We start from the raw sequence: 17,490 nt of genomic DNA, 5'->3' as shown, positions 1-17,490 counted from the left end.
TGTGTTAGCGATAAGACTACCTTTTGCCACGCAAGCCTTTTTGCACTAGCACTCCACCTGCGTGACGGCGAAGCCCAGGGTCTTTGCGAGTCCACCAATGGAGGTCTCCTTGTACTTCGCCAGCATGTCGCGGCCGGTATCGGCCATCGTCTGCACGGCGGCGTCGAGAGAAACGTGGTGCGTGCCTTGGCCCATGCGCGCCAGGCGCGCGGCGTTGATGGACTTGACCGCGCCGATGGCGTTGCGCTCGATGCACGGAATCTGCACGAGGCCGCCGACTGGGTCGCAGGTAAGGCCGAGGTTGTGCTCCAGCGCAATCTCGGCGGCATTTTCGATCTGCGCCGGCGTTGCGCCTAGCAGTTCAGCCATGCCGGCCGCCGCCATTGACGACGCCGAGCCTACCTCGCCTTGACAGCCCACCTCGGCGCCCGAAATCGAGGCGTTGTGCTTGATGATCATGCCGATGGCACCCGCGGTAAGCAAGTAGCGGCGGGCGGAATCGCGGGTGAAGTTCGGCTTGAAGTCGCGGGCATAGTGCAACACCGCTGGGATGATGCCGCAGGCGCCGTTCGTTGGGGCCGTGATGACGCGGCCACCGGCGGCATTTTGCTCGTTGACGGCGAGCGCAAACAGGTTGACCCACTCCATAGCAGAAAAACCGCAGGTCTTATCGTCGTGGCCTTCCATCAGCTGCTTGTACATGCCCGGCGCGCGGCGTGGGACCTGCAGGCCGCCCGGCAAGATGCCGGAGGTAGAGATGCCGTCGGTGACGCACTCGCGCATGATGTCCCACACCAAATCCAGGTGCGCGTAGACGTATTCGAGGCCGCCGTCTTCTTTATGGAGCGCTTCCTGGTTGGCGGCGACAATCTCCCAGATCTTCAAATCGTGCTTTTCGCACAGCGCCAGCAATTGCTCGCCCGTGGTGAATGGGTAAGGAACATCGTCGGTGGATTCGGCCGCTGCCATGCCGGCAGGTACCTCGGCGGAGGCTGCGACCTCGGCGTCGAGTTCCGCGCGGGAGAGAATGAATCCGCCGCCGACGGAGAAGTACTCGGCGTGCTCGGCCAGTAGGTTGCCCTCTGCATCCCAGGCATCGAAGATGAGGCAATTCGGGTGCTCGGGGACCGGCTCGTTGTTGAACTCGATGGAATATTCCATCGCGCCCAGCGGGCCGTCGGTCATGCCTTTGCTCGGAATGGGCTGATCGGAACGCGGTTCAGCGTCAACCGGGACGGTCAGCGGATCCCAGCCGGCCAAGCCCAGAATCACCGCGCGGTCGGTGCCGTGGCCGCGGCCAGTCAGCGAAAGCGAGCCCCGCAGCTCGGTGTGCACCTTGGCTGGATGCTCCGGCAGCGTTTTCAGGAACGCAAGGGCCGCGCGCATTGGGCCGACGGTGTGCGAGGAAGATGGGCCAATGCCGATGGAGAAAATGTCGGTGACGCTGATTGCCATGCTGGGCGGTGCCTCCTTTGTGAGTTTGCTTTGTGAGTTTGGAAATTAAATTGGGGGTAGGTGGGGGGAGTATTTCTAGGGGGCAGGCTGTGGCTAAACCCGTGTTAATTGCGATCTTGCTGCGGCCGAAATTCTCTGTGACGAGGACTTTTTCCGGAAGGCCGCGCATACAGTTTCTCCATGTTACCGCTTTGGCAGTAGTTCACTACGTGGAGGCAGCGTTGTTAACCCCTCGGGGTGGGTGTGACCAAGGTCAAGCGATTTTTGGGGATAAGCCGATAGAAATTATTGAATTTTATTGTGTGACCTTTGCACACAATGAATACTGATTAGTATCTCGGTTCACAATAGTTAAGCAATTCAGCGTGCCTAACAACTGTGGCTGGATAAAAGTTCTTTCATCTGCTCTGTCTGATTCCTCGGGAGATTATCGTGAGTATCAAGACCGGACCCGAACCGCGGTCCGACATCGAATTTGTTGAAGTCGACGGCCAGGCACAGCCCATCGACGTAAAGCCGGAAAAGGTCATCGGCAACGTTGAGAAGATCGTCATTTTGATTGCCGCTATCGCTGCGGCTGCCGGTTGGGGAGTGCTCGCTCTCCACCGCGGTGAGACCATCAACTCCGTGTGGTTGGTCCTGGCCGCCGTTGGCTCCTACATTATCGGATATACCCTGTACGCTCGCCTTATTGAGTACAAGGTGGTAAAGCCGCGCAATAGTCGTGCGACTCCTGCCGAGTACGCCAATGACGGTAAGGACTTCCTGCCTACCGATCGCCGCGTGCTCTTTGGCCATCACTTCGCCGCTATTGCCGGCGCGGGCCCGCTGGTCGGCCCGGTCATGGCGGCGCAGATGGGCTATCTCCCGGGCACACTATGGATCGTCCTCGGCGTCGTCTTTGCGGGCGCGGTACAGGATTACCTGGTGTTGTGGGTTTCCACGCGGCGCAAGGGCCGCTCGCTGGGCCAAATGATCAACGATGAGATGGGTAAAATTGGAGGCATCGCGGGCATCATCGCCACCGTCGCCATCATGATCATCATCATCGCAGTGCTGGCGCTCATCGTGGTCAACGCTTTGGCGGATTCGCCGTGGGGCGTCTTCTCCATCACGATGACCATCCCCATCGCTTTGTTCATGGGCCTCTACCTGCGCTACATCCGCCCTGGCAAGGTCTCTGAGGTCTCCGTCATTGGCGTCATCCTGCTGCTTGCCGCCATCATCGGCGGCGGTTGGGTCTCCGATACTGAGCTCGGTGCCAGCATGTTTACCTGGTCCAAGGAGACCTTAGCCTTTGCCATCATTGGCTATGGCATCGTGGCAGCTATCCTGCCGGTCTGGCTGCTGCTTGCCCCGCGTGACTACCTGTCTACCTTCATGAAGATTGGCGTCATCGCGCTGCTTGCCATCGCCATCGTGATTGAGCGCCCGTCCGTGCACATGCCGGCAGTGACCAGCTTCGCCACGGACGGAAATGGCCCAGTCTTCTCCGGCAACCTCTTTCCGTTCCTGTTTATCACCATTGCGTGCGGCGCACTTTCTGGCTTCCACGCGCTGATCTCCTCGGGTACCACGCCAAAGCTCATTGAGAAGGAATCCCACATGCGTGCCATCGGTTACGGCGGCATGATCATGGAGTCCTTCGTCGCGGTCATGGCGCTTATCTCCGCGGTCATCATTGACCGCCACATGTACTTCGCCATGAACTCTCCAGCGCCGAAGACACAGGGCACTGCGGAAGGTGCGGCCGACTTCGTAGGCACCCTCAACCTGCCCGGCGCTGGCATCACCGCCGAGCAGCTAACCGCCGCAGCCCAGGCAGTGGGCGAGGAGTCCATCGTTTCCCGTACCGGCGGCGCGCCAACGCTGGCTTATGGCATGTCCGAAATCATGACGCAGATGCTGGGCAATCCAGCCATGCAGGCTTTCTGGTACCACTTTGCCATCATGTTCGAGGCGCTGTTTATCCTCACCACGGTGGACGCTGGCACCCGCGTGGCACGCTTTATGATGCCCGACTCCTTGGGCGGCATCCCGGGCCTGGGCAAGTTCCGCGACCAAAGCTGGAAGCTCGGCACCTACCTTTCTACTTTCATCGTCTGTGTGCTGTGGGGCGCCATCCTCATCATGGGCGTTACCGATCCGCTAGGCGGCATCAACGTGCTCTTCCCGCTCTTCGGCATCGCGAACCAGCTGTTAGCTGCGATGGCGCTCGCACTCGTCGTGGTCGTGGTGGTCAAGAAGGGTCTTTATAAGTGGGTCTGGATTCCGCTTATCCCGCTGGCCTGGGACCTCATCGTGACCATGACCGCGTCCTGGCAGAAGATCTTCAGCTCCGATCCGACCATCGGCTATTGGGCTAACCACGCGCGTTTCAAAGACGCCGCGGCTCAGGGGCTTAGCGAGTTCGGGTCTGCAAAGTCCGTCGAAGAAATTGACGCAGTGGTGCGTAATACCTTCATCCAAGGCTGTCTATCTATCCTCTTCGCCGTGCTTGTCCTAGCCGTTATTGGTGCGGCAGTGATGTCGTGTATCAAGGCGGTCAAGCAGCGCGTAGCCGGTATCGAGCCAGTGGATTCGGAGACCGAGGACATCCCGTCCACGCTGTTCCTGCCTCGTGGAATGATGCCGACCAAGCGGGAGAAGGAAGTAGCCGCGCAGTACAACATGAGCTTCGAAGAAACTGGAGGGCATTAGTGATTAGCGCGCTCAAGAAAATCACCTGGTACGTCGGCGAGCTCATGGGCGATCACGCCTACGCGAAGTACTGCGCTCACCTTAAAGCGCATCATCCCGACGCCGTGATTCCAACCGAGCGCGAATATTGGCGTGCCCGCTACGCCGAGCAGGATGCCAACCCCGGTGCGCGGTGCTGCTAGATGACGCTGTGGCTAGGCGGTGCCGTCGTGGCCTTTCAGCAGCGCGCTAAACGGCGTGAACTCTTCTTCCACGTCCAATCCGGTGGGACGTGGGGAAGGCTCTGCCACGTTCGGGGCGGCTAGTCCTGCGACGCGGTCGGTGGGAGCCACGATGAGATCGGCAAGCTCCTTGGCCGCGCGCTCGATGCGCTGGGCGTTGCGTGTACCTTCTGCGGTGCCGAAGTCTTCGGTGGCTTGGAAGACGCCGGTGGGGATCACTGTGGCATGCAGGTAGTTAAACAGCGGACGCAATGCATAGTCGAGCACCAACGCATGCCGCGAAGACCCGCCCGTGGCTGCAATCGCTGTGGGCAGGTGCTCCAAGGCGTGCGGATCGAGTGTGTCGAAGAAGAGCTTGAAAAGGCCCGAGTAGCTGCCCTGGAAAATCGGGGTCACCGCAATCAGTGCGCTCGCCGTCGATAGTGCGCGCTTTGCCTCATCTAGGCGGGGAGTGGTGGAGCCCCAGTTCGTCATGGCCTCGGCGAGCTCGGTGGCAAGCTCACGGAGTTCAATCATGGTGGTCTCCACGCCTTCGCCTCGGGCGCCGACCTGGGAGCACACGGCCTGGGAGAGGGCGTCGGCAAGCGCGCGCGTTGATGACGGCGTGGATAGCCCTGCGGTAACAACGACCAGTGAACGCATCTAGTTCTCCTCTCCGGGGTTGACCTTGAAATGGGGTGCGGCGGGGTTGGCCTTCAGACTTGCGTGGGTAGGCGGATTTGAAGGCACATGCTCCGGGCGGCGGGCCTCCATGCGGCGGCGCAGCTCCGGAACCACCTGGGTGCCTAAGATTTCAATCTGTTTCAGCACTACCTCCTGCGGCAGGCCCGCGTGATCGATGAGGAAAAGCTGGCGCTGGTAATCGCCCACCCAATCGGCAAACTGCATGGTGCGCTCGATGACCTGCTCCACCGTGCCTACAGTCAGCGGCGTCCGCGCGGTGAACTCCTCCAGGGAAGGACCGTGGCCGTACACCGGTGCGTTATCGAAGTAGGGGCGGAAGAACTTCTTCGCCTCGGCTTCGGTCTCGCCGATGAAGACCTGGCCGCCCAAGCCCACGATGGCCTGATCCGCTCGGCCGTGACCGTAGGACTCGAAGCGGCGGCGGTAAATGTCCACCATCTTCGCGGTGTGCTCCTTGTTCCAGAAGATGTTGTTGTGGAAGAAGCCATCGCCGTAGAAGGCGGCCTGCTCGGCAATCTGCACCGAGCGGATGGAGCCGTGCCAGACAAAAGGCGGTACGCCGTCAAGGGGCGCCGGGGTAGACGTATACCCCTGTAGAGGCGTGCGGTACTTGCCCGTCCAATTAACCACCGGCTCGCGCCACAGCCGGCGCAGTAAGTGATAGTTCTCCACCGCCAGTGGGATGCCTTCGCGGATATCCTTGCCAAACCACGGATAAACCGGGCCCGTGTTGCCGCGGCCCATCATGAGATCTACGCGGCCGCCGGAAAGGTGCTGCAGGAAGGCATAGTCCTCGGCGATCTTTACCGGGTCATTGGTGGTGATAAGCGTCGTGGAGGTGGATAGCTGCAGGTTCTTTGTCTGTGCGGCGATATATGCCAGGTGGGTAGTCGGTGAGGAGGGCACGAAGGGTGGGTTGTGGTGCTCGCCGGTGGCAAAGACGTCGAGGCCAACCTCCTCGGCCTTGAGCGCAATCTCGGTCATATTGCGGATGCGCTCGGCCTCGCTGGGGATGATGCCGTTGGTTGGGTCCGCGGTGACATCGCCGATGCTAAAGATTCCGAATTGCATGCTGCTCCCTTGAGTGTGGCTTAGAACTTTAGTGTATATGACATGTCAACAACAGGGGTGCGTGGGAAATTCCACGCACCCCTGTCATTTTTAAGCGGGAACTAGACTTTAGGCGCTATAAGCGTTTAGCCGTTATAAGCATTGCGCTCGAGGTAGTCGCACCGCGCCATCTCGCCTGATTGGTAGCCGGCTAAGAAGGCTTTGGAGCGCATTTCGGAAGAACCGTGTGTCCACTGATCGGGGCGGACCTGGCCGCCGGAGCGCTGCTGGATGTTGTCATCGCCAACAGCGGCAGCGGCGGTCACTGCGTTCTCGAGCTGCTGCTGCGAAATCTCTTGCAAGCCCATGTTCGTATTGTCATCGGCATAGTTTGCCCAGATGCCTGCGTAGCAGTCTGCCTGCAGCTCAATCTTGACGGCGTTGGAATCCTCGCCCGGCTGGTTGTAATTGGAAAGACCCAGCGTTCCCTCGAGGTTTTGAATGTGGTGACCAAACTCGTGGGCCACGATATACATTTGCGTCAGGGGTGCGTTCTCGGCGCCGAATTGGGTGAGTTGATCGAAAAAGGCGGTATCGAAATAGGCCGTCTGATCACTCGGGCAGTAGAACGGGCCGGTGGCGGCCGATGCTTGGCCGCAGCCGGACGTGGTGGCGCCGTGAAAGATGACCATTCCGGGTTCGGTGTATTCCAGCCCGGCCTGCTTTGGAAGTTGGTCCGCCCAAACGCGGTCGATGGACTGGGCGGCGTACATGATGCGGCAGTCGTCGTATTTGTTGCCGTCCTCAGCGGTCTGGCAGTGGGCAAGCTCTCCGGTGGGGGTGCCGTTTGCGTCTGTGCCGTTTTCTTCCTGCGCTATTTGGCCCTGGTCATTCTCGGTGCCGAAGTACTGATCAAGATCGGATGGGTTTCCGCCCATGATCAGGAACAAACCGATGAGGACGAGAGTGCCCAGGCCGCCCCCTGCCGCAATGGTGCCGCCGCGGCGCCCGCCGCCACCAGAGCGGGCGCGGGTGTTGTTGAATTCTGCATCCGAACGAAATGTCATGCCATTGATAATGCCATATGTCCAGCGCATTGTGCCGCCAGAAAATATAGATACTTTCTGTAGCTGCCTCATCGAAACGAAATACTAGGCGGGGTTGTAGACTTGGGCGCGTTCAAGTTTTGCCATTCTCCGGCGCGTGCTGTCTACGCGTGGCGGGAGAGGGTGAAAAATCGAAATAGAAGGGACTGAACACTAGTGCTGCGCACTCATTTGGCCGGCGAGCTCCGCAAGGACATCGCAGGCGAGACCGTTACTCTCACCGGTTGGGTTTCCCGCCGTCGCGACCACGGTGGAGTTATCTTCATTGACCTGCGTGACCGATCCGGCATCGCCCAGGTTGTCTTCCGCGAATCCGAAGTTGCAGAGCACGCACACGACCTGCGCTCTGAGTACTGCGTGAAGGTAACCGGCGTCGTCGAGCCGCGTCCAGAAGGCTCCGAGAACCCGAACCTGCCTTCCGGCGAGATCGAGGTCAACGTCACCGAGCTGGAGGTCCTCAACAAGTCCGCAGCACTGCCTTTCCAGATCGATGACCCATCCACCTCTGGAGAGGTCGGCGAGGAAGCGCGCCTGAAGTACCGCTACCTGGATCTGCGCCGTAAGACCCAGGGTGACGCGCTGCGTCTGCGCTCTGCGGCAAATCGTGCAGCCCGCAAGGTGCTCGACGCTCACGATTTCACCGAGATCGAGACCCCAACCCTGACCCGCTCCACCCCAGAAGGCGCCCGTGACTTCCTGGTCCCAGCACGCCTGAAGCCAGGCTCCTGGTACGCCCTGCCGCAGTCGCCGCAGCTGTTCAAGCAGCTGCTTATGGTCGCCGGTATGGAACGCTACTACCAGATCGCGCGCTGCTACCGCGACGAGGATTTCCGCGCTGACCGCCAGCCGGAGTTCACCCAGCTCGACGTCGAGATGTCCTTCGTGGACCAGGACGACGTCATCGCACTGGCCGAGGAGATCGTCTCCGAGCTGTGGAAGCTCATCGGCTACGAAATCACCACTCCGATCCCGCGTATGACCTACGCCGATGCCATGAAGTACTACGGCTCCGATAAGCCGGACCTGCGCTTTGACATCAAGATCGTCGAGTGCACCGAGTTCTTCAAGGACACCTCCTTCCGCGTATTCCAGAACGAGTACGTCGGAGCCGTCGTCATGGAAGGCGGCGCATCCCAGCCGCGCCGCCAGTTCGACGCTTGGCAGGAGTGGGCAAAGCAGCGCGGCGCTAAGGGCCTTGCCTACATCACCATTGCTGAGGACGGCACCCTGGGCGGCCCAGTGGCCAAAAACATCACCGACGCCGAGCGCGAGGGCATCGCCGCTCACGTGGGCGCAAAGCCTGGCGACGCCATCTTCTTTGCCGCAGGCGACACCAAGTCTTCCCGCGCTCTGCTCGGCGCAGCCCGTGGCGAGATCGCGCGCAAGCTCGACCTCATCAAGGAAGGCGACTGGGCCTTTACCTGGGTCGTCGACGCACCACTGTTCGAGCCAGCTGCCGACGCCACCGCATCCGGTGACGTTGCCTTGGGCCACTCCAAGTGGACGGCCGTGCACCACGCCTTTACCTCCCCGAAGCCGGAGTACCTCGACACCTTCGACCAGAACCCGGGCGAGGCAACCGCTTACGCTTATGACATCGTCTGCAACGGCAACGAGATCGGCGGCGGTTCCATCCGTATCCACCAGCAGGATGTGCAAAAGCGTGTCTTCGACGTCATGGGCATCGGCGAGGAAGAAGCACAGGAGAAGTTCGGCTTCCTGCTCGACGCATTCCAGTACGGCGCACCGCCACACGGCGGCATCGCATTCGGCTGGGACCGCATCGTGTCCCTGCTCGGCGGCTTTGACTCCATCCGCGACGTCATTGCTTTCCCGAAGTCCGGCGGCGGCGTCGATCCGCTAACCGACGCCCCGGCACCGATCCCTGCCGCACAGCGCAAGGAGACTGGCGTCGACTTCAAGCCGGAAAAGAAGTCAGAAGAAAAGGCTGCAGCGAAGTAAGCGCTAAAGCTTGCTTTTAAAGCGGGGCAGGGCCGAAGCTGCGGGAAAGTGTTTCACCACACCGCATGAGGCGGTGCCCCGCTTTTGCTGCGAGCGCGGCTGACATAGAGCTCAGCGATCAAGTAAAGGAAGATGAAGTGACCACGGAGAATACGGGCGTTACTGACACGGCCTATACCCAAGACGAGGTCGTCGAGATGGCCGCCGAGTTGCTTTCGCGCCGTTACGGCGGGGTTGCCGAGTTTACGCAGGTAACTGATCTAGGCGGTTCGGGCAACGCCACCGTCTTGCGCGCGCGGATGACTCCGACGGCATTTTTGCCGCACCGCTCCGTGGTCATCAAATACAACCCTTCTACCGGGCATGCTATTGATGACGCCGCGCTTCTCCGCGAGGTCGTGGCCTACCAGTTCACCACCGCTTTGAGCGAGGACGTGCGCCCGGGCCCGGTGCTTTTTGCTCATGATCTGGATCGTCGCATTTTGGTGCTTTCCGACGTCGGTGAGGGCGACACCTTGGCCGACGTTCTCATCCAGGCACAGGACGAGGACCGCAAGGAGATCCTGCGTTCTCTGGGACGTTCTTTGGGCCAGATGCATGCGGGTACCGCAGACCGCGAGCAGGACTACGAGACGCTGCTTAACCGCATGCTGCGCCAGCACCCGGAATACGCCGAGCATCAGTCGCTGCGCGATGAATCCCTGCAGCGCTCGATTTTGATTGGCGCAGACATCCTGGCCGATGCTGGCCTGCCAGCGCCCGCAGACTTTGTGGAGCTTGCGCAACAGGCGGCAAGCGCGCTGTCCATCGGTCGCGAGCGCGCATTTACGCCTTTTGATTTGTCACCCGATAACGTCATCGTTTCCCAAAACCTAGCCTTTTTGGATTATGAGTGGGCGGGTTATCGCAACGTCGGCTTCGACGTCGCCTGTGTCATCGCCGGCTTCCCGCAGTTCCTTTTCGCGCGTCCGATCTCGGATGAAGAGGCCGAGATTTTCATCTCCGCCTGGCAACGCCGCGTGGTGCAGGTGTGGCCGCGTCTCGCTGACGATAGCGAGCTTCACGAGCTCATCGTCGCCTCGCTCATCGGCTGGGCTTTGTCCAGCGTGACCACGATGTACGCCGGCGGTATCGAGGGCGTTGTGGCCCTTTCGGAAGGCTCCGCAGGCATCGAGCACGACGCACGCCATTCCTTGCTGCGTCCTGCAGACCAGGGTCCATTTAGCGAGGAGGAAATTCTCATCCGCCGCGACTTGTACGAGACCTTCGAGGCGTTGGCGCGGTACTCCGCCAAGTGCGATTCCGCCGCATGCGAACCGGTTGCGCAGTTTGGCCAGACCGTAGCCAGCCGTCTGCGTGAAGGCTAGGCCATGAGCCAGGATTTTCTGTTTGGCCCAGCACCCGGCGGGGCAGAGGCATCCGCGCCGCTGCCTGGCCAAGAAATCTTTGCCACCCATTCCGGCTCGCCATTGGCGGCCCGGATGCGCCCACAGAGCCTCGATGAGGTTGTAGGTCAAGGCCACCTACTTGAAGAAGGGAAGCCCCTGCGCCGGCTGATCGAAGGCTCCGGCGAGGCTTCTGTCATCTTGTATGGCCCTCCCGGTACTGGCAAGACCACCATCGCCTCGCTGATCGCAAAGTCGATTGGCCAAAACTTCGTGGGCCTATCCGCCTTGGATTCGGGAGTCAAGCAGGTGCGCGAGGTCATCACCCGGGCGCGCCAAGAACTCATCCATGGCCGCCGCACCGTGCTTTTTATCGACGAGGTGCATCGCTTTTCCAAGACCCAGCAGGACGCGTTGCTCGCGGCAGTGGAAAATCGCACCGTGTTGCTCGTCGCCGCGACCACGGAAAACCCCTCCTTTTCCGTGGTGGCGCCGTTGCTCTCGCGCTCGTTGTTGCTGCAGTTGCAGCCGCTAGACGACGCCTCCCTGAAAGCACTCGCCGAACGCGCCCTCACCAGCGAACGTGGCCTGGGTGGGCGCATTAGCGCAAACAACGAAGCGCTCGACCAGCTCGTGCTGCTCGCCGGCGGCGACGCCCGTCGAACGCTGACCTACCTGGAAGCCGCAGCCGAGGCCGTGGCCGACGGTGGGGAATTGACCGCCCAAGTCATCCGTGACAACGTCAACCGCGCCGTCGTGCGCTATGACCGCGACGGTGACCAGCACTACGACGTCGTCTCTGCGTTCATTAAGTCGATCCGCGGCTCGGATGTTGATGCCGCGCTGCACTACTTGGCGCGCATGATTGAGGCTGGCGAGGACCCGCGCTTTATCGCACGCCGTCTTATCGTGCATGCCTCCGAAGACATCGGCATGGCCGACCCTTCCGCGCTGCAAATCGCCGTGGCAGCAGCCGAAGCCGCGCAATTGATCGGCATGCCGGAAGCGCGAATTCCGCTGGCCCAAGCCACCATCCACCTGGCCACCGCACCGAAGTCGAACGCAGTGATCCAAGCAATCGGCGCCGCGCAAGCCGACGTGCAAGCTGGGCGGATCGGTCACGTCCCGGCCCACCTGCGCGACGGCCACTACGAAGGAGCGAAAAAGCTCGGCAATGCCGTGGGGTATGTTTACCCGCATGATGACCCGCGCGGCGTCGTTAAGCAGCAGTACCTCCCGGATGAATTGGAAGGCGCGCTGTACTACGAACCCACCGAACATGGTGCCGAAAAGCGCATCCATGACTACCTGGGGCGGCTGCGCAACATCATCCGCGGCAAGCGGCGCTAAAGTTTTCTCCCCCGATACCCGTGCTAGGAAGCGATACGGGTAAAGTTGAGCGCTGTTACGTACCGCTTAAACAGTGAAGGACTTTTAGCTCGTGAAGACTCATGAGATCCGGGAACGCTTTACCCAGCACTTCGTGAATACCGGACACGAGGCGGTTCCCAGCGCGTCGCTCATTTTGGACGACCCGAACCTGCTCTTCGTCAACGCCGGCATGGTTCCGTTCAAGCCGTACTTCCTCGGCCAGCAGAACCCGCCGTTTCCCAACGGCCTGGCGACCTCCATCCAGAAGTGCGTGCGCACCCTGGACATCGAAGAGGTAGGCATTCCCACCCGCCACAACACCTTCTTCCAGATGGCCGGCAACTTCTCCTTCGGCCAGTACTTCAAGGAAGGCGCAATCAAAAACGCCTGGGGCCTTCTTACCGGCTCCGTGGAGGACGGCGGTTTCGGCCTCGATCCGGAGCGTCTGTGGGTTACCGTTTACTTGGACGACGATGAGGCTGCCGATATCTGGCACAACGAAGTAGGCGTGCCGAAGGAGCGCATCCAGCGCCTGGGCATGGAGGATAACTACTGGTCCATGGGCATTCCTGGCCCGTGCGGCCCGTGCTCCGAGATTTACTACGACCGCGGCCCGGAATACGGTGCCGAGGGTGGCCCAGTGGCCGACGACAACCGTTACATGGAGATCTGGAACCTGGTCTTCATGCAGAACGAGCGCGGTGAGGGCATCGGCAAGGGCAACTTCGAAATCCTGGGCCCGCTGCCGAAGAAGAACATCGATACCGGCATGGGCATCGAGCGCGTAGCCTGCATCCTGCAGGGCGTAGATAACGTCTACGAGACCGACCTTTTGCGCCCGGTTATCGACGCCGCGGAGGAGCTTTCTGGTTCCAAGTACGGCGAGGGCGCAAGCGATCAGGACAACATCCGCTTCCGCGTCATCGCGGACCACTCCCGTACCGGCATGATGCTCATCTTGGACGGCGTTACCCCGGGCAACGAAGGCCGCGGCTATATCCTGCGCCGCCTGCTGCGTCGCATCATCCGTTCCGCACGCCTGCTGGGGGCTACCGCGCCGAGCATGGAGCGCTTCATGAACACCATCATGGACACCATGACTCCGTCCTACCCGGAAATTGCGGAGCACCGCGAGCGCATCCTGCGCGTTGCCATCGCGGAGGAAAAGGCCTTCCTCAAGACCTTGGAGTCGGGCACTAAGCTTTTCGACGAAGCCGTCGCAGAGCTCAAGTCCACCTCGCGTGCTGCAACCACCAAGGTGCTCTCCGGCGAGAAGGCATTCGAGCTGCACGATACCTATGGCTTCCCAATTGACCTCACCCTAGAGATGGCCCAGGAGGCCGGCCTTGAGGTCGACATGGATGGCTTCAACGACGCGATGGGAGAGCAGCGCCGCCGCGCGAAGGCCGATAACCAGGCAAAGAAGCACGGCCACGCCGACCTTTCTCTCTACCGTGAGTGGGTCGATAACAACCCGACCGTCTTCACCGGTTACGAGACGCTTACTTCCGACGCCAAGATCATCGGTCTGGTTCGCGATGGAGAGAAGGTCAACGAGGTCCACGAGGGCGAGCAGGTGGAGGTCATCCTCGACCAGTCGCCGCTGTACGCTGAGGCCGGTGGACAGACCGCGGACCGCGGCCGCCTGTACGCGGGCGAGAGCCTGCTTGAGGTGGGCGACGTCCAAAAGATCGGCAAGAAGCTGTGGGTCCATAAGGCCACCGTCACTGCCGGCGGCATCGACCTGGGTGCTTCCGTGACCGCTGAGGTCGATAAGAAGTGGCGTCACGGCGCAGTCCAGGCGCACTCGGCCACCCACCTCATCCACGCGGCGCTGCGCAAGGTGCTGGGCCCAACCGCAGTTCAGGCAGGTTCCTTGAACCGCCCGGGCTACCTGCGTTTCGACTTCAACTACACCGAGCAGCTGACCCCGGCCCAGCTGGAGGAGATCGCTCTCATCACCAATCAGGCTGTCGACGCCCACTTTGCCGTCAACACCATCGAGACCTCGCTGGAGAAGGCGAAGCAGATGGGCGCCATGGCGCTGTTCGGTGAGAACTACGGCTCTGAGGTCCGCGTCGTCGAGATGGGCGGCCCGTTCTCGATCGAGCTGTGCGGCGGCACCCACGTCACCAACACGGCGGAGATCGGCCCGGTTTCCGTGCTGGGCGAGTCCTCCGTGGGCTCCGGTGCGCGCCGCATCGAGGCCTACTCTGGCCTGGATGCGTTCCGCTACTACTCAAAGGAAACCGCACTTGTGGAGGGCGTTTCCCGCGAGCTGAAGATTCAGTCCGAGGACCTTCCAGAGCGCATCGCGCAGCTGACCGAGCGCCTCAAGGCTGCTGAGAAGCAGATCGAGGACCTGCACAAGGCCCAGCTGATGTCCCAGACCGCTGAGATGGTCAACTCCGCCGTCGAGGTCAACGGCTTTAGCCTCGTGGCAACCCGTCTGCCGAACAACGTCAGCGGCGGCGACCTGCGCACCGTAGCCACCGACCTGAAGAACCGCCTCGGCGACAAGCCGGGCGTGGTTGTCCTCGCCTCCGAGAATGAGGGCGGCAAGCTGCCGTTTATCGCCGGCGTCACCAAAGCCGCCATCGAGCGCGGCATCAAGGCTGGCGACTTGGTCAAGCTGTTCGCCGGCTACATCGACGGCAAGGGCGGCGGCAAGCCAGACATGGCGCAAGGCTCCGGCGCTAACGCCGCAGGCCTTCCGGCCGCGTTCAACGCCCTGCGTGACGAGCTCGAAAAGGCTTAATTTTTTTTTAGCCGCTTAACTCCCCGCATCTTTAGACCAAAAGGTGCGGGGATTTTTGCGCGATAGGGGTAAACATTAGGCCTTTAAACAGCCAATAACCTAAAACTTATGCCCCTGCGAACCATAGCCGCAAATAATATGACTAGAATCTAGATGTCATCGTTACCGTTTTGCGACTTTTGTGTCGCATCCAACCGCGAAGGGGCATTCATAGAGCATGGCCGTACAACCCGATACTCCCGGGGTGGACGATCCGGGAAATGGGCGTCGACTAGCGCTAGATGTAGGCACCGTACGTATCGGTGTCGCGGTCTCTGACAACAACGCCAAGCTGGCGCTTCCTGTCGAGACCGTCGCTCGCGAAACCGGTTTCAAAGACCGCGATAAAGGCGATATCGACCGCATTTTGGAGCTCATTCACGAGTACCAAGCGGTAGAGGTAGTAGTAGGCCTGCCCCGCGATCTGCAGGGCAACGGCTCGAAAAGTGTCAAACACGCCAAGGAAATCGCGTTTCGCATCCGCCGCAGGCTGGGAAAAGATGTAACGATAGGGCAACCACCTGTCCGCATGGCTGACGAGCGGCTGACCACAGTAGCCGCCACGACAGCGCTGCGGGCGTCGGGGGTATCCGAGAAAAAGGGCCGCAAAGTCATCGACCAAGCAGCCGCAGTAGAAATCTTGCAATCCTGGTTGGACGCACGTAACAACGCGCTTCAAGCAGATGCAACCACCCACGAGCCTTCAACAGCAGGAGACTAGTTACGTGAGCCGAAACCAAGAACGAATCGGGCGCTCCATGGAGCCGAAGCACGTCAAGCGCCGCCAGCACGGCCTTGCCGTGGTGGTGGCCTCCGTGGTGCTTATCATCGGCGCCCTGGGATACATCGGCTTCCGCTTGCTTGGAGGAGGCAGCAGCATGGACTATGAGGGAACCGGCAACGGCACCGTGCAGCTGGTCGAGGTCCCAGAAGGCTCGTCGATGAGCCAGCTCGGCCCGTCGCTCGTGGAAAAGAACGTGGTCAAGACCGCGGATGCTTTCTCCTCGGCGGCCAACTCCAACCCTCGCGCTGGCAGCATTCAGCCGGGCTTCTACCGCCTGCAGGAGGAGATGAATGCAAAGGCGGCGGTTTCTGCGCTGCTCGATGACAAAAACAAGGTCGATCCTTTGGATGTGCAGGGCGGAGCCACGCTTTCCGACGTCAAGGTTGTCGGCGGCGATGTTCGCTACGGCGTCTACTCGCTGATCTCGCAAGTCTCTGAGCAAGAGGGCGGCTCTGTGACCAAGGAAGAACTGGAGAAGGTCGCGGCGACCGTCGATCCGGCCGAGCTTGGCGCGCCAGAGTGGGCGCTGGAGAAGATTCGCTCCCGTGGCGAGGATCCGAAGCGCCTTGAGGGCCTTATTGCTCCGGGCCAGTATGTGGTCGATCCGAACATGGACGCGCAGGCCATCTTGAAGGACTTGATTACTCGTTCTACCGAGCGCTACAACGAGACTGGCATCGTCGACCGCGCGCAGGCTATGGGCAAGACCCCATACGAGCTGCTGGTTGCAGCATCCTTGGTCGAGCGCGAGTCCCCAGCCGGCGAGTTCGGTAAGGTGGCCCGCGTCATCCTGAACCGCCTGGACGAGCCGATGCGTTTGGAGCTGGACTCCACCGTTAACTACGGCCTGCCGGACGTGGAGCTGGCGACTTCCGACGAAGCTCGCGCCGAGGTAACCCCGTGGAATACTTACGCCAAGGAGGGCCTGCCGGATACCCCGATTGCTTCTCCTTCCGTTGAGGCAATCGACGCCATGGAGCACCCAGAGGAGGGCAACTGGCTGTTCTTCGCCACAATCGACGCTGATGGCACCACCGTGTTCACCGATAACTACGACGAGCACTTGGCCAACGTCGATAAGGCCATCAACTCCGGCATTCTCGAGTCCCAGCGCGGCGGCGTGCAGGGTGGCGAGGATTCTGAAGCAAAGCCAGCCGAGTAATGCCACGCGCGGCGGTTCTAGGTCAACCCATCGACCATTCCTTGTCCCCGGTGCTGCATAACGCCGGTTATGCAGCCCTGGGGCTAGAGGATTGGGACTATACCCGCTTTGAGGTCACGGCGGCGTCGCTGCCGCGCTTTCTCGAGGAGGCGCCTGCTGATTTCCGCGGTTTCTCGGTGACCATGCCGGGCAAGTTCGCCGCCCTTTCTTGCGCCACGGAGCGCACTGCACGTGCCGAACTCATTGGCTCTGCTAATACCCTTGTACGCACCGAGCAGGGCTGGCGCGCCGACAACACCGACACCGAGGGCGTCGCCGGTGCGTTGGCGGCCCTAATGGGGGAAAAGACCGCCCGTCACGCGCTTCTCATCGGCTCTGGCGGCACCGCCCGCCCCGCGCTTTGGGGCCTGGCGCAGCGCGGTATTACCGACGTCACCGTGCTGAACCGCTCTGACCGGCTCGCCGAGCTCGCCCCGCTTGCCGACGCCCTCGGCCTCAAGCTTTATCGCGCCACCTTCGACGATGACCTCGCCGCCCTCGCGCGCGCGGCAGAGCTCGTCGTCTCCACGGTTCCCTCCGCGGCCCTCGACGGCCACCTCTTTGACCTAGCCCACGCGCCAGTCCTCGACGTCATCTACGATCCCTGGCCCACCCCGCTCGTCTCGCATGCGGCCGCCAACGGCTACGCCACAGTGGGCGGCCACGTCATGCTCGCCAACCAGGCCTACAGCCAGTTTGAGCAATTTACCGGCCATCCCGCGCCACAAGCCGCCATGCGCGCTGCCCTCGACGCAGCCTTGAGCTAGGCTGTGG

13 protein-coding genes are annotated in these 17,490 nt (G+C 61.3%); 9 read left to right on the top strand and 4 right to left on the bottom strand.

Annotation, left to right across the window (positions count from 1 at the left end):
- Window positions 1-45: 45 nt before the first annotated feature.
- The gene (locus HMPREF2888_RS10745) at window positions 46-1,455 is read right to left on the bottom strand and encodes an L-serine ammonia-lyase (protein WP_061922766.1); all 1,410 of its coding nucleotides are present in this window, start codon (window positions 1,453-1,455) and stop codon (window positions 46-48) included.
- A gap of 432 nt (window positions 1,456-1,887) precedes the next feature.
- On the opposite strand from HMPREF2888_RS10745, the gene HMPREF2888_RS10740 reads away from it, so the two are divergent.
- Both HMPREF2888_RS10740 and HMPREF2888_RS10735 read left to right on the top strand, forming a co-directional pair.
- Entirely contained in the window at window positions 1,888-4,155 is a 2,268-nt protein-coding gene (locus HMPREF2888_RS10740) for a carbon starvation CstA family protein (protein ID WP_070518773.1), read from the top strand.
- A complete protein-coding gene (locus tag HMPREF2888_RS10735) occupies window positions 4,155-4,337 on the top strand; it encodes a YbdD/YjiX family protein (protein WP_371326209.1) in 183 nt (60 codons plus the stop codon). The genes HMPREF2888_RS10740 and HMPREF2888_RS10735 overlap by 1 nt, the downstream gene beginning before the upstream one ends.
- Window positions 4,338-4,349: 12 nt before the next feature.
- Here the strand turns inward: HMPREF2888_RS10735 and HMPREF2888_RS10730 are convergent, their stop codons facing one another.
- The 3 genes from HMPREF2888_RS10730 to HMPREF2888_RS10720 form a co-directional block, all read right to left on the bottom strand.
- Entirely contained in the window at window positions 4,350-5,018 is a 669-nt protein-coding gene (locus HMPREF2888_RS10730; protein ID WP_070518772.1) for an FMN reductase, read from the bottom strand.
- On the bottom strand, window positions 5,019-6,131 hold the full coding sequence (locus HMPREF2888_RS10725) for an LLM class flavin-dependent oxidoreductase (RefSeq protein ID WP_070518771.1): 1,113 nt from the start codon (window positions 6,129-6,131) through the stop codon (window positions 5,019-5,021).
- A 125-nt stretch (window positions 6,132-6,256) separates the two neighbouring features.
- The gene (locus tag HMPREF2888_RS10720) at window positions 6,257-7,177 is read right to left on the bottom strand and encodes a KPN_02809 family neutral zinc metallopeptidase (RefSeq protein ID WP_070518858.1); all 921 of its coding nucleotides are present in this window, start codon (window positions 7,175-7,177) and stop codon (window positions 6,257-6,259) included.
- A 195-nt stretch (window positions 7,178-7,372) separates the two neighbouring features.
- On the opposite strand from HMPREF2888_RS10720, the gene aspS reads away from it, so the two are divergent.
- The 7 genes from aspS (at window position 7,373) to HMPREF2888_RS10685 (ending at window position 17,483) form a co-directional block, all read left to right on the top strand.
- Window positions 7,373-9,178 (top strand): aspartate--tRNA ligase, encoded by a 1,806-nt coding sequence (gene aspS, locus HMPREF2888_RS10715; protein WP_061922759.1) that lies wholly within the window; start codon window positions 7,373-7,375, stop codon window positions 9,176-9,178.
- A 197-nt stretch (window positions 9,179-9,375) separates the two neighbouring features.
- Window positions 9,376-10,545 carry a phosphotransferase gene (locus HMPREF2888_RS10710; protein WP_061923594.1) on the top strand — a complete coding sequence of 390 codons (1,170 nt, stop codon included), beginning with the start codon at window positions 9,376-9,378 and terminating at the stop codon, window positions 10,543-10,545.
- Window positions 10,546-10,548: 3 nt separating this feature from the next.
- Window positions 10,549-11,913, top strand: a complete 1,365-nt coding sequence (locus HMPREF2888_RS10705; RefSeq protein ID WP_070518770.1) for a replication-associated recombination protein A — start codon at window positions 10,549-10,551, stop codon at window positions 11,911-11,913.
- A 91-nt stretch (window positions 11,914-12,004) separates the two neighbouring features.
- Window positions 12,005-14,692 (top strand): alanine--tRNA ligase, encoded by a 2,688-nt coding sequence (gene alaS, locus HMPREF2888_RS10700; RefSeq protein ID WP_070518769.1) that lies wholly within the window; start codon window positions 12,005-12,007, stop codon window positions 14,690-14,692.
- A 217-nt stretch (window positions 14,693-14,909) separates the two neighbouring features.
- Window positions 14,910-15,452, top strand: coding sequence for a Holliday junction resolvase RuvX (ruvX, locus tag HMPREF2888_RS10695; RefSeq protein WP_061922754.1), 543 nt, complete (start codon window positions 14,910-14,912; stop codon window positions 15,450-15,452).
- 37 nt (window positions 15,453-15,489) lie between these two features.
- A complete protein-coding gene (gene mltG, locus HMPREF2888_RS10690; protein ID WP_070518768.1) occupies window positions 15,490-16,677 on the top strand; it encodes an endolytic transglycosylase MltG in 1,188 nt (395 codons plus the stop codon).
- A complete protein-coding gene (locus tag HMPREF2888_RS10685; RefSeq protein WP_070518767.1) occupies window positions 16,677-17,483 on the top strand; it encodes a shikimate dehydrogenase in 807 nt (268 codons plus the stop codon). The genes mltG and HMPREF2888_RS10685 overlap by 1 nt, the downstream gene beginning before the upstream one ends.
- Window positions 17,484-17,490 lie beyond the last annotated feature (7 nt).

It is taken from the genome of Corynebacterium sp. HMSC077D03 (genome assembly GCF_001808545.1).
Lineage (GTDB): Bacteria > Actinomycetota > Actinomycetes > Mycobacteriales > Mycobacteriaceae > Corynebacterium > Corynebacterium simulans.
Note: the sequence above shows the minus strand (reverse complement) of the source record. Positions and strands in the feature narration are given on the sequence as shown.